Source organism: Kitasatospora sp. NPDC023385, assembly GCF_055664045.1.
Genome location: NZ_JBVOOL010000010.1, coordinates 1 through 15,193, shown reverse-complemented (window position 1 = coordinate 15,193; position 15,193 = coordinate 1). Strand labels below are relative to the sequence as shown.

At 76.5% G+C, this 15,193-nt stretch carries 5 protein-coding genes; 2 read left to right on the top strand and 3 right to left on the bottom strand.

From position 1 onward, the window contains the following. Positions 1–84: 84 nt before the first annotated feature. Positions 85–675, bottom strand: coding sequence for an NADPH-dependent FMN reductase (locus AC0B61_RS17395; protein ID WP_471741536.1), 591 nt, complete (start codon positions 673–675; stop codon positions 85–87). A 245-nt stretch (positions 676–920) separates the two neighbouring features. Here AC0B61_RS17395 and AC0B61_RS17390 point away from each other — a divergent pair, with 245 nt between their 5' ends. Next, the gene (locus AC0B61_RS17390; protein WP_471741535.1) at positions 921–2,108 is read left to right on the top strand and encodes an acyl-CoA dehydrogenase family protein; all 1,188 of its coding nucleotides are present in this window, start codon (positions 921–923) and stop codon (positions 2,106–2,108) included. Between the two features lie 113 nt (positions 2,109–2,221). Here AC0B61_RS17390 and AC0B61_RS17385 read toward each other — a convergent pair whose 3' ends face one another. After that, entirely contained in the window at positions 2,222–4,390 is a 2,169-nt protein-coding gene (locus AC0B61_RS17385) for an aspartate aminotransferase family protein (RefSeq protein WP_471741534.1), read from the bottom strand. A gap of 31 nt (positions 4,391–4,421) precedes the next feature. Next, a complete protein-coding gene (gene ccrA / locus AC0B61_RS17380) occupies positions 4,422–5,771 on the bottom strand; it encodes a crotonyl-CoA carboxylase/reductase (RefSeq protein WP_471741533.1) in 1,350 nt (449 codons plus the stop codon). A gap of 135 nt (positions 5,772–5,906) precedes the next feature. On the opposite strand from ccrA, the gene AC0B61_RS17375 reads away from it, so the two are divergent. After that, positions 5,907–15,193: type I polyketide synthase (locus tag AC0B61_RS17375; RefSeq protein ID WP_471741532.1), on the top strand; the 9,287-nt coding region annotated here is incomplete at its 3' end.

The following is a 15,193-nucleotide window of genomic DNA, read 5'->3' as shown; positions in this document are numbered from 1 at the left end:
GTCGTCGCGGCCTGCAGCCGTAACTCGGCGCTTTCCCGGCCGAGTTGCAGGCGGTACGCGCGGCCGGGGTTCAGAGCCCGGGGTTCAGGGCCCGGTCGGGCGCGTCCGGGCGAAGTCCACGACCTGGCGCGCCATCGTCTCGATCTGCTCCTGCACCCGGGGGTCGGCGCAGTCGCCGTCCTCGGTGAAGCCGCCCACCGAGGTGTTCAGCACCACGCCCAGCGGCGTGGGCCAGCCCCGCAGCGCGTGCACGATCGTCCGCAGGGTGGCGAGGGTGGACACGCCGCTCTGCCAGCCCTGCGCCACGGCCAGGCACCCGACGGCACGCTCGCTGAGGTAGGGGCGGGCGTCGCCGCGCAGTTCCTCGACGTAGTCCAGGGCGTTCTTCACCAGTCCCGAGGTGCTGCCGTGGTAGGCGGGGGAGGCGATCAGCAGGCCGTCCGCCTCGGCCAGGGCGGCCAACAGCCGCTTGGCGGGCGCCGACGGGGACCGGCCCGCGGGGTCGTACATCGGCAGGACGAGGTCGGCGCCGACGATGGCGGACACGGCCGCACCGTGCCGGGCCGCGGCCGAGAGCGCGGCGTGCAGGGCCCGTTCGGAGGAGGAACCCCGCCGGGTGGAGCCGCCGATACCGAGGATGCGGACCTGTCGTCCGGAATGTATTCCGCCATTCACGCGCACACCCTAACCCGGGCTTTCCCACTGCCCGTTCTGTGGCCGGTAACCGGGAATTCCGGCTCGGTGGAACGGTCGGTTACGGCGCCGTGGACGGCACTCCGGAGACGACCGCTAGCGTGAGCCGGCATGGGCATTCGCGCGGGTCTCGGAACCTCCGGGCCGACGGCCCGGAACCGATTCGCGGAAATCCCATGGGCGCGGAACCACGCCACCTCGCGATCGGCCCCGAGAAGGGAACCAGCATGTCCGAGTTCACCGCCGAAAAGGCCCCCACCCGGGAGGAGTTGATCGGCCGGGCCCAGGGCCTCATCCCCCTGCTGCGCCGCAACGCCGACCGGACCGAACAGGAGTCGAAGGTCCCGGCCGAGAACGTGGCCGCGCTGCGCGAGGCGGGCCTGCTGCGGCTCAGCACGCCCCGCGCGTGGGGCGGCTGGGAGCTGCCGATGCGCCACCAGGTGGAGGTGCTGTCGGAATTGGGCCGGGGCTGCCCGTCTACCGGCTGGATCGCGGCCAACCACGCGGCCTCGGTCGACCTGGTGATGCTGATGCCCGAGCCCGGGCTGAACGAGATCTACGGCGCCGACCCGGACGCCGTGATGCTCTCGGCCGCGAGCCTCGACCCCACGCTGCGCGCCGACGCCGTGCCCGGCGGGGTGAAGGTGAACGGCCGCTTCCCGTACGCGTCGGGCTGCGAACTCTCCGACTGGGCGTTCCTGGCCTGGGTGCCGGTCCACGACGAGGACGGCAAGCAGACGGGCGTGGCGAACCTGCTGGCGCCGCCGGGTGAACTGCGGATCGAGCACACCTGGAAGGTCGCCGGGCTGCTCGGCACCGGCACCCACGCGATGGTGGCCGAGGACCTGTTCGTCCCCGACCGCTTCGTGCAGTTCGCGCCGCTCCAGCCGTCCGGCGAGCCGCTCTCCCCGATCCCGGCCACCGTCCTGATCAAGGGCAACCTGCACTCCCTGTCCTCGCTCGTGGGCGCGGCCCGCGGCGCGCTCGACCTGGTCCGCGCGAAGCTGGAGGAGCACAAGCCGCTCGCCTTCTCCACCTACTCCCGCGCCGTCGACTCGGCGGCGGTGCAGCAGGCGTTCGCCGAGGCGACGCACCTGATCGACACCGGGGTGCTGCACATGCTGGCCGTCGCGGACGGATTCGACGCCGTGCCCGAGGGGGAGGACGCGACCCCGGCCGAACGGGCCCGGCTGCGCATGCACATGGTCTCCTCGCTGGAGCGGTGCCGCGAGGCCATGCAGCGCCTGCTGGACCTGGCGGGCACCAGCGGCTTCGCGCAGAGCAACCCGGTCCAGCGGTACTGGCGGGACCTGGAGATCGGCAGCCGGCACACCGCCCTGAACCGGCCGATGATCTTCGAGGACTACGCGCGGTCGCTGCTCGGCACCGGCGCCCCGGTCTCCCTGCTGTTCTGACCGGACGGCCGTCCGCGCGCCGTTCCGACCGGACGGCCGTCCCCCCGGGACGCACACCACAGCGGCCCTGCCCCGGAGCACCGCCCCGGGGCAGGGCCGCCGCAGTGGATCCGTCAGCCCGCCGACACCGCCCGGGACGAGGCCTCGGACAGTGCCTCGGACAACGCCTCGAACAGCTCGACGGGCAGCAGCGCCGGATCGCCGTCCGTCCCGAAGCCGGCCGGCAGGGCGAAACCGGCCGGGCCGCGCACGGCCTCCCCGCGGGCCGGCGCCCCGGTCAGCCCGCGCAGCCGGGGGCTGACCACCACCACCGGGTGGCCGGCGGCGCGGGCCGCGCCGACCTGTGCCGCGACATCGGTCGCGAGCGTGCCCGCGCCGGGCTCCTCCTCGACCAGCAGCGGGAAGACGGTCACCTCGGCACCGCCACCCTGCGCAGCCGCACCGCCGCCCTGCCCGGCTGAGCCGCCGCCCGCGCACCGGACGGGCGGCAGCGCCGCCATGGCGCGCACCGGGGCCGACCGCGCCACGAAGGCCCGGAGCGTCGCGTCGTCCAGGTCGGCCAGGCTCGGGTCGAAGCGGCGCAGCGAGTCCGGGGTGTCCAGCTCCGCCACGTAGGCGATCCGGACGGCGGGGGCCCCGGCGGTCCCGTCCGCCGGCGGCGCGGTGCGGAAGTCCCGGGTGTCCTCGCGGGGTGCCGGGGTGTCCACGCCGGTCAGCGCGTGCACCAGGCGCAGCGCGTCCTGGCCGCGCAGTAGCGCGCAGACGTCCCGAAGGCCGTCCGCCAGCCGGTCGACGGCCTCGTCGGCGATCGCGTACGAGGGCTGGATCCGCAGTGTGTGCGGGGCACTGCCGGTCGGCATCAGCCGCAGGCCGTGCCGGCGCAGCAGGAAACCCGCCACCGCGAAGCCGAAGAAGCCGCTGCGGGCGTAGTGGCGGATCACCGGGGAGACGGCGCCCGACTGGTCGGCGAACTCGAAGCCGACCAGCAGGCCGCGCCCGCGGACGGCGCGCACCACGTCGCCGAACTCGGCCCGGACCTCCTCCAGCGCCGCCCGCAGGCGCGCCCCGCGTTCGGCGGCCTGCCGGTAGGCGGCGCCGCCGTCGCGCTCCAGCAGCTCCAGGACCTTCTCGGTGACCGCGCAGGAGAAGCTGTCCTTGGCGTACGTCGAGCTGTGCAGCAGCTCGAACTCCCTGACGTAGCGGGACCGGCGGACCAGCAGCAGCGAGGTCTTCGCCAGGCCGCCGCCGACGCTCTTGGCCAGCGTGTAGTAGTCGCCGGTCAGCCCGATCGCCGCGCTCGCGAAGAACGCCCCGGTCCGACCGGCGCCGCTCTGGATCTCGTCGACGATCAGCGGGCACTCCAGGGCCCGGCAGACCTCGGCGATCCGCGCCGCCTGCTCCGCCGTCAGCTCGTGGATGCCGCCCTCGCCCTGGATCGGCTCCACGACGAACCCGGCCACGAAGGGCACCGGCCGCCGCCGCACCCGCACCACACCGTCCTGCAGCAGCACGTCCAGCGCGTACGGCTGCTCCGCCGTCGCGTACTTCAGCGCCGCCTCCGGCTCCCCGGCCGGCACGAAGCGCGCCCGGGCGCCCAGCCCCGCGAACGGCAGCCGGAACGTCGGGTTGTGGGTGAGCTGGAGGCTGCCGACGAGCTTGCCGTGGAACCCGCCCTCCAGGGCGAAGAACTCCGGCGGCCGGCTCAGCGCCTCCTCGTTGTGCCGCGCCGCCGCCGCGAGCACCGCCGCCGCGTCCGCGCCGGGCCCGGCCAGTTCGACCGCCTCCGGGGCCAGTTCGAGCGCCCCGCCGGCCGGCCCCGTACCCGCTCCGGCCGCCGCCGCCACCTCGCCCGCGTGCGCCGCCAGCTCCGCGGACAGGGCGCCCAGCCGGAAGACCCGCGCCAGCTCGGCGTGCTTCATGGCCGCCTCGACGGCTTCCGCCCCGCTGTTGGCGAAGACCACCTCGTAGGGTTCCCCCGCGTCCAGCTCCCGCGCGGTGACCGCGTTCAGGGCCGCGGCGACCCGCTGCGCCTCGGTGCGCCGGGAGAGCTGCGCGTGGCTGGGCGTACCCGCCACCAGCAGGGCAGTGGCGTGCGCGACCAGCTCCGGGTGGTTGTGGCCGAAGAACAGCGAGCCGAAGCCGCCGACGAAGTCGACGACCGGGCGCTGCCCGCCGTCGGGGTGCGACAGGTACATCGTGTCGCCCTCGGCCCGGACGTACTCAACGTCCAGGCCCCACACGGACAGGGCCTGACTCAGGTACCGCTCCGCCAGCTCTTCCATCAGTGCGCTCCTCGCATCGACAGGCCTGCTCTCACAGGGAGGACGCGGGCGCGAAGTCCCGCAGGGGGTTGATCCGGTCCGCGCCGAGCCGCGCGCGCAGCTGCGGCGCGGTGACGCCCAGGCCCGGCTCCGGGGCCAGGCACAGCACGCCGACCTTGCCGACGTGCTCGTTGCGCTGGACCAGCCGGGTCGCCTCGCCCACCTCGGCGAGCGGGTACAGCGCGGACAGCGTGGGGGAGATGGCGCCGGTGGCGACCAGCCGGCCGGTCTCCAACTGCTCCTGGAGGTTGGCGCCGTGGCTGCCGACCACCCGCTTCAGCCGCATCCACAGGTACCGGTTGTCGAACTCGTGGTGGTAGCCGGTGCTGGAGCCGCAGGTGACCACCGTCCCGCCGCGCCCGGCGACGAACACCGAGATGCCGAAGGTGGCGCGGCCGACGTGCTCGAAGACGATGTCAGCGTCCCGCCCGGTCTCCCGGCGGATGATGCCGCCCAGCCGCTTGCCCGCCGCCAGCACGTCCGCGGGCGAGGGGTCGGGGTCGTCGCTCAACCCGATCTCGGACCGGTCGATCACCACCTCGCAGCCCAGCCGGCGCACCGCCTCCGCCTTGCGCTCCGAGCCGACGACCGCCACCGGGATGCCGCCGCCGTTGCGGACGAACTGCACCGCGTACGCGCCCAGGCCGCCGGCCGCGCCCCAGACCAGCACCACGTCGCCCTGCTTCATCCGGGCCCCGTGGCGGCCGACCAGCATCCGGTAGGCGGTGCTGCCGCACATCGGGGTGACGGCCGCCTCCTCCCAGGTCAGGTGGGGCGGCTTGGGGACGAGCATGCTGGCGCGGGCGACCGCGAACTCGCCGAGCCCGCCGTAGTTGGTCTCGTAGCCCCAGGCCCGCATGTCGGTGCCGAGCATCGCGTCCTCGTGGGTGACCGGTTCCTGCTCGTCCACGTGCACCGGGTGCACCACGACGTGGTCGCCGACCTGCCAGCGGCGCACGCCCGAGCCGATCCGGACCACCACGCCGGCCGCGTCCGAGCCGACCACCTGGAACGGCCGGTCGTGCCGCGCCGCCCAGCCGCCCTGCGCGCCGTAGCGGCGCAGGAACTCGAAGGTCGGGACCGGCTCGAAGGTGGCCGACCACACGGTGTTGTAGTTGATCGAACTGGCCATCACCGCGACGACCACCTCGTCCGGGGCCAACTCCGGCATGGCCACCGGACCGACGCGCAGCGACTTGCGGACGTCCTTGTCGGACGTGCCCCGGAACATCCCGGTCTCATCGGCGCGCAGGTGCGCGGCCACGTATTCGCCCGGCAGCTCCAGGCGTTCGAGGGCCTCCGCCGGCCGATTCTCGACGATCGCTTCCAAAAAAGGGTTCACGGCAGCTCCCGGCATCGTCTGGTCCGGTGCGCAACCTAGTTCGGGCGGGGTAATCGCCGGTTCACCGGGAAAGCGCACCGGCCGAATTCCAGCGAGTTGCCGGACGGTGGAAAGCCGCGCCTATCGTCGTTCGGCGTGGCCGTCAATACGCACCTCGCATCCCCCGAGTCCGTCGAATCCCCGGAGCCCGTCGCCGTCATCGGCATCGCCTGCCGACTGCCCGGCGCGCCCGACCCCGACGCGTTCTGGCAGCTGCTGCGCGACGGGCGCAGCGCGATCACCCGGACCCCCGCCGACCGCTGGCGGGACGCCGCCGTCCGCACCCCGCGCGGCGGCTTCCTCGACCGGGTCGCCGACTTCGACGCGGACTTCTTCGGCGTCACCCCCCGGGAAGCCGCCGCGATGGACCCGCAGCAGCGGCTGGCGCTGGAACTGGGCTGGGAGTCCCTGGAGAGCGCCGGGATCGTCCCCGCCCGGGTGCGCGGCAGCCGGCTCGGCGTCTTCCTCGGCGCGATCGCCGACGACTACGCCCGGCTGACCGCCCAGGCCGGGCCTGAGGCCCTCTCCCCGCACACCCTGGCCGGGACCAACCGCAGCCTCATCGCCAACCGGCTGTCCTACCTGCTGGGGGCACGCGGGGTCAGCATGGTCGTGGACACCGGCCAGTCGTCGTCCCTGGTCGCCGTGCACCGCGCCTGCGAGAGCCTGTGGTCCGGGGAGTCGGACCTCGCCCTGGCGGGCGGCGTGCAGCTGAACCTGGCCGGCGCGACAACCGTCGGTGTCGAACACTTCGGGGCGCTGTCCCCGGACGGCGAGTGCCGGACCTTCGACGCGCAGGCCGACGGCTACGTCCGCGGCGAGGGCGGCGGGCTCGTCGTGCTCAAACCGCTGGGCCGGGCCCTCGCCGACGGGGACGACGTCTGGTGCGTGATCCGCGGCGGCGCCGTCAACAACGATGGCGGCGGACCGGAGTTGACCTCACCCGACCCGCAGGCGCAGCGCGAGGTGATCGAGGCCGCCTACCGGCGGGCCGGGGTCGCACCCGGCGACGTCGGCTACGTCGAACTGCACGGCACCGGGACCAAGGCCGGCGACCCGGTCGAGGCCCGGGCCCTCGGCGCGGCCCTCGGCCGGCACCGCGACGCCGACCGGCCGCTGCCCGTCGGCTCGGTGAAGACCAACGTGGGACACCTGGAGGGTGCCGCCGGGATCACCGGGCTGCTCAAGGTGGTGCTCGCACTGCGGGCCGGGGAACTGCCCGCGAGCCTCAACTACCGCACCCCCAACCCGCTCATCCCGCTGGCGGAGCTGCGGCTGCGGGTCCACGACCGGCTCGGCCCCTGGCCGCGCGCCGAGGCGTTGCGGTCCGTCGGGGGTGCGGAGGAGTCGCGGGCCGTCGGGGGCGTGGAGGCGCCGCGGATCGCCGGGGTCAGCTCGTTCGGGATGGGCGGGACCAACTGCCACCTGGTGCTGTCCTCCGGGCCGGCCACCGCCGCGGCGTCAGGCCCGGACGAGCCGCGCCCGCACGGGCTGCCGCTGCCGTTCCCGGTCTCGGGCCGGGACGAACCGGCGCTCCGGGCGCAGGCCGGCCGGCTGGCGCAGTGGATCCGGGACCGGCCGGACCTGCCGCCGGCCGATCTCGCCGACTCGCTCGCCACCACCAGGACGGCCTTCCCGGCCCGCGCCGTCGTGGTCGCCCAGGACCGGGACGCGCTGCTCACCCGGCTGGACGCGCTGAGCGGGGGAGCAGCCGGCGCGGGAACCGTCCTCGGCGAGGCCGGGGAGGCCGGCGAGGCCGGAGCGACCGGCTCGGTGGCCCTGCTGTTCACCGGCCAGGGCGCCCAACGCCTAGGGATGGGGCGGGCGTTGTACGACGCGCACCCGGCGTTCGCGGCGGCTTTCGACGACGTGTGCGCCCACCTGGACGCCGTGCTGGCCCGGCCGCTGCGCGAGGTGCTCTGGGCCGAACCCGGCACCGCCGAAGCGGAACTGATCCACCGGACGGAGTTCGCCCAGCCCGGCCTGTTCGCGATCGAGGTGGCCCTCCACCGGTTCGTCACCGGCCTCGGGGTGCGGCCCGCGTTCCTGCTGGGCCACTCGATCGGCGAACTGGCGGCGGCGCACGCCGCCGGCGTGCTGTCCCTGCCCGACGCGTGCACGCTGGTCGCCGCCCGCGGCCGGCTGATGCAGGCACTGCCGACGACCGGCGCGATGGTGGCGGTCGAGGCGGGCGAGGAGGAGGTGGCAGCCGAACTGGCCGAACTGGCAGGCCGGGTGGGGCTCGCCGCGGTGAACGGGCCGCGCGCCGTCGTGCTGTCCGGCGACGCCGACGCGGTCGGCGCCCTCGCCGACCGGTGGCGGGAGCGGGGCCGGCGCACCCGGCGGCTGCGGGTCAGCCACGCCTTCCACTCCCACCTGATGGACGGGATGCTCGACGAGTTCGGCACCGTCGCCCGGTCCCTGACGTACCGGCCGCCCCGGCTCGCGGTCGTCTCCAACCTCACGGGGGACCTCGCCACCGCCGCCGAGCTGTGCGACCCCGAGTACTGGGTGCGGCACGTGCGCGAGTGCGTCCGGTTCCTCGACGGTGTCCGCCGCCTCGACGCGGCGGGCGTCACCGGCTACCTGGAGCTCGGGCCGGACGCCGTCCTGGCGCCCGCCGCCCGCTCGGCGCTCCCGGACGGCCGCTCCTTCCTCAGCGCCCTGACCGCCGACCGGCCGGAGCCCACGACACTGGTCGAGGCCCTGGGCGGACTGCACGCGGCCGGGGCCGCGGTGGACCTGTCCGCCGTGATCGGCGGCGGCCGTCGGGCAGCCCTGCCCACGTACGCGTTCCGGCGGCGCCGGTACTGGCTCCCCGAGCCGAGCGCTGCCGCAGCCGTTGCCGCAGCCGCACCTGCGTCCGCACCTGCACCCGTAGCCGCATCCGGACCCGCCGGGCCCGGGGCCGAGCAGGAGACCGTACCCGGCACACCGGAGCGCGACCCGCTCGACCTGGTGCGGCAGCACACCGCGGCCGTCCTCGGCTCCGACACCCCCGACGCGATCGCGCCGGACGTGGCGTTCCGGGACCTCGGCCTCACCTCGGCCACCGGCCTGGAGCTGCGCGCCCGGCTGGCCGCCGCCACCGGGCTGCCGCTGCCGGACACCCTGGTCTACGAGCACCCCACCCCCGGCCTGCTCGCCCGTCACCTGGCCCGCGGCACCGGCACCGGCACCGGCGCCGACAGCGCCAGCGGAAGCGAGAGCGACAATGAAACCGCCAGCGAGACCGCCAGCGACCGCGCGGGCTCCGGCGACGACGACCCGGTGGTCATCGTCGGCATGGCCTGCCGCCTCCCCGGCGGCGTCGGCTCCCCCGAGGACCTGTGGCGCGTGGTGTCCGAGGGCGTCGACGCCATCGGCGGGTTCCCCACCGACCGCGGCTGGGACGTGGAGGCGCTGTACGACCCCGACCCGGCGCGCCGCGGCTCCTCGTACGTCCGGGAGGGCGGCTTCCTGGCCGACGTGGCCGGATTCGACGCCGCGTTCTTCGGGATCAGCCCCCGCGAGGCCGCCGCCCTGGACCCGCAGCAGCGCCTGCTGCTGGAGACGTCCTGGGAGTGCCTGGAACACGCCGGCATCGACCCCGCCGCCCTGCGGGACAGCGACACCGGCGTCTTCGTCGGCGCCACCGCCCAGGAGTACGGGCCCCGGCTGGGCGAGCCGAGCGACGGCTCCGACGGCTACCTCTACACCGGCAGCACCCCGAGCGTCGCCTCCGGCCGGATCGCCTACGTCCTCGGCCTGCGCGGCCCGGCCGTCACCGTGGACACCGCCTGCTCGGCCTCCCTCGTCGCCGTGCACTCCGCCGCGCAGGCGCTGCGCGCCGGGGAGTGCGAGCTGGCCCTCGCGGGCGGCGTGACGGTGATGCCGACCCCCGGCGTGTTCGCCGAGCTGAGCCGCCTCGGCGGGCTCTCGCCGAACGGCCGCTCGAAGGCGTTCGCGGCCGCCGCCGACGGCACCGGCTGGGCCGAGGGCGCCGGACTGCTCGTCCTCGAACGGCTCTCCGCCGCCCGCCGGCACGGCCACCCGGTGCTGGCCGTGGTCCGCGGCTCGGCGGTCAACTCCGACGGCGCGTCCAACGGGCTGACCGCGCCGAACGGCGCCGCCCAGCAGCGGGTCATCCGCCGGGCGCTGCGCGCGGCCGGGCTGACCGGCGCCGACGTCGACGCGGTCGAGGCGCACGGCACCGGCACCCGGCTGGGCGACCCGATCGAGGCCCGGGCGCTGCTGGCGACGTACGGCCGGGACCGGCCCGCGGACCGGCCGCTGTGGCTGGGCTCCGTGAAGTCCAACATCGGGCACACCCAGAGCGCGGCCGGCGTGGCGGGCATCATCAAGATGGTCCAGGCCCTGCGGCACGCGGAGCTGCCGCGCACCCTCCACGTCGACGAGCCCACCCCGAGCGTGGACTGGAGCTCGGGCGCGGTGCGCCTGCTGACCGAGCCGGTCGACTGGCCCGGCGGTCCCGGACGGCCGCGCCGGGCGGGGGTGTCCTCGTTCGGCATCAGCGGGACCAACGCCCATCTGATCCTGGAGGAGGCGCCCCCGGCCCCCGAGCGGCGACGTGCCGCGTCCGTGCTGCCCGACACCGCGCCTGACGCAGCCTCGGTGCCTGACGCAGCTACCGCGCCCGACACGGCCTCGGTGCCCGACCCGGCACCGGTCGAGGTGCTCGCCTGGCCGCTGTCGGCACGGACACCCGACGCGCTGCGGGAGCAGGCCGCGCGCCTGCGGGCCCGCCTCGCCGAGGCCGCGCCGCCGGCCCCGGCCGACGTGGCCTTCTCCCTGGTCCACGGCCGCGCGGACCTCACCCACCGCGCCGTCGTCGTCGCCGCGGGCCCGGCCGGCCCCGCAGGCACAGACGGCTTCGCGCACGCCCTGGACGCGCTGGCGAGCGGCCTGCCGGACGCCGCCGTGGCGCTCGGTACCGCAGGCGACCCCGGCCGGACCGTCCTCGTCTTCCCCGGCCACGGCTCGCAGTGGCCCGGCATGGCCGCCGAACTGTACGCCCAGGCCCCCGCGTTCGCCGAACGGCTGCGGGCCTGCGCCGCCGCGATCGACCCGCTGGTGGAATGGTCGCTGCTGGACACCCTGCTCGGCGGCCCCGACGCCGCCACCGACCCCGAACGCACGGACGTGGCCCAGCCGGTGCTGTTCGCCATGATGGTCTCGCTGGCCGCCCTGTGGGAGGCGCACGGCGTGCGGCCCGACGCCGTCGTCGGCCACTCCCAGGGCGAGCTGGCCGCAGCCTGCGTCGCCGGCGTGCTGACCCTGCCGGACGCCGCGACCGTGGTCGTGCGCCGCAGCCGGCTGTGGGCCGCGGAGCTGCCGGGCCGCGGCATGATGGCCGCCGTCGAGCTCTCCGCCGCCGCCGCCCGGGAGCGCATCGCCGAGCGGACGGCCCGCCTCGACCTCGCCGTGGTGAACGGTCCGCTCGCCGTCACCGTCGCCGGCGAGCCCGACGAGGTCGAACGCTTCGTCACCGACTGCAAGGCCGACGGCATCCGAGCCCGCGTCGTGGTCCGGGCCGGAGCCTCGCACTGCGCCCTGGTCGAGCCGCTGCGCGAGCCGCTGCACGCGCTGATCGGCGACGTCCCGCACCACCCGCCGGTCACCGCCTTCTACTCCACGGTGACCGCCGACCGGCTCGGCGCCGCCGAGCTCGACGCGTCCTACTGGTTCCGCAACGCCCGGGAGCCGGTGGACTTCCAGGGCGCCGTGACGGCCCTGCTGCGCGACGGCCACCGCACGTTCGTGGAGTGCAGCCCGCACCCGCTGCTCACCTCGGCGCTGACCGACACGGCCGAGGAGGCCGGACACCAGCCGACGGCCCTGGGCACCCTGCGGCGCGACGAGGGCGGCCGGCGGCGGTTCCTGCGCTCGCTCGCCGAGGCGCACGTCCGGGGCGTCGCCGTGGACTGGGCCCCGACCCTCGCCGGGACCGGAGCCCGCCGCACCGAACTGCCCACGTACCCCTTCGAGCGGCGCCGGCACTGGCTCGAGCCCGGCACCGGCACCGCCGACGTCCGGGCGGCCGGTCTCGCGCCCGCCGACCACCCGCTGCTCGGCGCGGTGCTCGGCTCCGTCGACGGCGACGGCGTCGTCCTGAGCGGTCGCCTGTCGTCCCGCGCGCCCGGCTGGCTCGCCGACCACGCCGTCGGCGGCACCGCACTGTTCCCCGGCACCGGCTTCGTCGAGCTCGCACTCCGCGCGGGCGACGAGGTGGGCTGCCCGCGGATCGAGGAACTGACCGTCGAACGCCCGCTGCTGCTCCCCGCCGCGGGCGCCGTCGAGCTGCGGGTGACGGTCGGCGCACCCGACCGGCACGGGGCCCGGCCGGTCACGGTGCACGCCCGCCCGGCGGCCGGCCAGACCGAGCCGTGGACCCGCCACGCCGTCGGAGCGCTGACCGACGCCGTCGTGGCGAACGCGGCCGTCCCGGCCCCCGCCGCCTGGCCCCCGCCCGGCGCGCAGCCCGTCGACGTCAGCGGCTTCTACCCGGACCGCGCGGCGGACGGGTACGGCTACGGGCCGGCGTTCCAGGGCCTGCGGGCCGCGTGGCGGCTGGGCGAGGAGCTGTACGCCGAGGTCGACCTCGACCCGGCGCACCACGCCGACGCCCTCCGCTACGCCGTCCACCCCGCCCTGCTCGACGCGGCCCTGCACGCCGAACTCCTGCGCGGCGCCGCCCCCGACCCGGGGCAGCTGCGGATGCCGTTCGCCTGGAGCGGCGTCGGCGTCCCGACGGCCGGCGCCACCGGACTGCGGGTGCGGGTCACACCGGCGGGCGGGGACGCGGTGCGGGTGAGCGCGCACGACGCCGCCGGCGCACTCGTGGTGGACGTGGAGTCCCTGCTGCTCCGGCCCGTCCCGGTGGCCGGCCTGACCGCCGGTCCGACCGGCGGCGGGGCGCTCTACGGCCTGGACTGGCAGCCGCTCCCGGCCCGCCCGGCCGACGAGGCCGCCCTCCTCCTGTTCGACGCCGCGCCGGTGGCGCCGCTCGCTCCGGCAGCCCCGGCCCCCCGAACAGCCGAGCCGGCGACCGCCGCCGTCCTGGCGCCCGTGCTCGCGGCCCTCCAGGCCCGGGCGGCCGACGAGGACCCGGCGGCGGCCCCGCTCGTGGTGGTGACCCGGGGCGCAGTCGCGGTCGACGGCGCCGCCGAGGAGACCGACCCGGCGCAGGGCGCGGTCTGGGGCCTGGTCCGCTCCGCCCAGGCGGAGCACCCGGACCGGTTCCTGCTGCTGGACGCCTCGCCCGGCGCCCGGGGCGGCGACGAGGCGGCCCTGAGCCGCGCGGCGACGCTCGCGCTGGCCGCCGGCGAGAGCCAGGCCGCACTGCGCGAGGGCACCGTCCTCGTCCCGCGGCTGGTCCGCACGGCCGGTGCGCCCCGACCCGCCATCTATCCCGACGGCACGGTACTGATCACCGGCGGCCTCGGCGGCCTCGGCACCGAACTGGCCCGGCACCTGGTCACCGCCGGTGCCCGGCACCTCGTCCTCACCGGCCGGCGCGGCGACCAGACCCCCGGCGCGGCCGAGCTGCGCGCCGAACTGACCGCCGCCGGCGCCGAGGTGGACATCCGCCGCTGCGACGCCGCCGACCGCTCCGCACTCGCCGCCCTGCTCGCCGACCTCCCGGCCGAGCACCCCCTCACCGGCGTCTACCACCTGGCGGCCGCCGTCGACGACGCACCGCTCGACGCCATGACGCCCGAGCGCCTGGCAGCCGTCCTGCGCCCCAAGACCGACGGCGCGCTGCACCTCGACGAACTGACCCGCGGCCTCCCGCTGACGGACTTCGTGCTCTTCTCCTCCGCGGTCGGCGTGCTCGGCACGCCCGCGCAGGCGGCGTACGCGGCCGCCAACGCCGCCCTCGACGCGCTGGCCCACCGCCGCCGCGCCCAGGGCCTGCCCGGCCTCTCGCTGGCCTGGGGGCTGTGGGAGCGGACCAGCGGCCTCGGGAGCCTGGCCGGGACCGACCTGGCACGGCTGCGCCGCAGCGGCCTCGCCCCGCTGGCCACCGCGGACGGGCTCGCGCTGCTGACCGCGGCGCTCGGCTCCCGGCGGGCGCTGCTGGTGCCCGCCGACCTCGACCAGGCCGCGCTGCGCGACCGGGCCCGGGAGGGGGACCTGCCGCCGTTGCTGCGGGGACTCGTCCGGCTGCCGAACCGTACGGCGAGCGGCGCGTCCGGCCCGGCCGTCGCCGAACAGCACGGGCTGGCCGCCCGGTTGGCCGGGCTGTCCCGGCCGGACCAGGACCGCGAGCTGCTGGACCTGGTCCGCGCCCACGCCGCCACCGTGCTCGGCCACGACGCGGCCGACCGGGGCGCCGTCCCGGTGGACCGCGCCTTCCGGGAGTCCGGCTTCGACTCGCTGACCGTGGTGGAGCTGCGCAACCGCCTGCGCGCCGCGACCGGCCTGCCGCTGCCGACCACCCTGCTCTTCGACCACCCGACCCCGCAGGCCGTCGCCGACTACCTGCGCCGGCGGGTGCTCGGCGCCGACGGCCCGGAGGCGGGCCGGACGGCCCAGCCCGGCGGAACGGATCAGCCCGGCGGGACGGTTCGGGCCGACCGGTCGGCCGCCGTCGGCAGCACGCCCCCGGACGACGACCCGATCGCCGTCGTGGCGATGGCGGGCCGCTTCCCGGGCGGCGTGGCCGGCCCGGAGGACCTGTGGCGGCTGGTCGCCGAGGAGGTGGACGCGATCGGCGACTTCCCGGCCGACCGCGGCTGGGACACCGACCGGCTCTTCGGCCAGGACCCGGACCGGCCCGACCGGCCCGGCCGCTCGGCCACCCGGTACGGCGGATTCCTGCACGGCGCCGGGCAGTTCGACGCCGCCCTGTTCGGCATCAGCCCCCGCGAGGCGCTCGCCATGGACCCGCAGCAGCGGCTGCTGCTGGAGGTGTCCTGGGAGGCCTGGGAGCGGTCCGGCATCCCCGTCGCCGCCGCGCACGGCAGCCGTACCGGTGTCTTCATGGGCGTGGCCTACCACGACTACGCCGCCCGGGCCGAGCAGGTGCCGGAGGGCGTGGAGGGCTATCTGATGACGGGTGCCGCCGCGAGTGTGGCGTCGGGTCGGATCGCGTACGCGCTGGGGTTGCAGGGGCCGGCGATCACGGTGGACACGGCGTGCTCGTCGTCGTTGGTGGCGTTGCACCTGGCCGCGCAGTCGCTGCGGCGCGGCGAGTGCACGATGGCGCTCGCCGGCGGGGTCAGCGTCATGGCCACCCCGACCACCTTCGTCGAGTTCTCGCGTCAGCAGGGGTTGGCGGTGGACGGGCGGTGCAAGTCGTTCGGGGTGGGGGCGGATGGTACGGGGTGGTCGGAGGGGGTGGGGGTGTTGGTGGTGGAGCGGTTGTCGGATGCGCGGCG

What these genes read in the sequence shown, in the direction of transcription:
- AC0B61_RS17390 (WP_471741535.1), top strand. Translation starts at nt 921, where the DNA reads ATGTCCGAGTTCACCGCCGAAAAGGCCCCCACCCGGGAGGAGTTGATC.
- AC0B61_RS17385 (WP_471741534.1), bottom strand. Translation starts at nt 4,390, where the DNA reads ATGGAAGAGCTGGCGGAGCGGTACCTGAGTCAGGCCCTGTCCGTGTGG.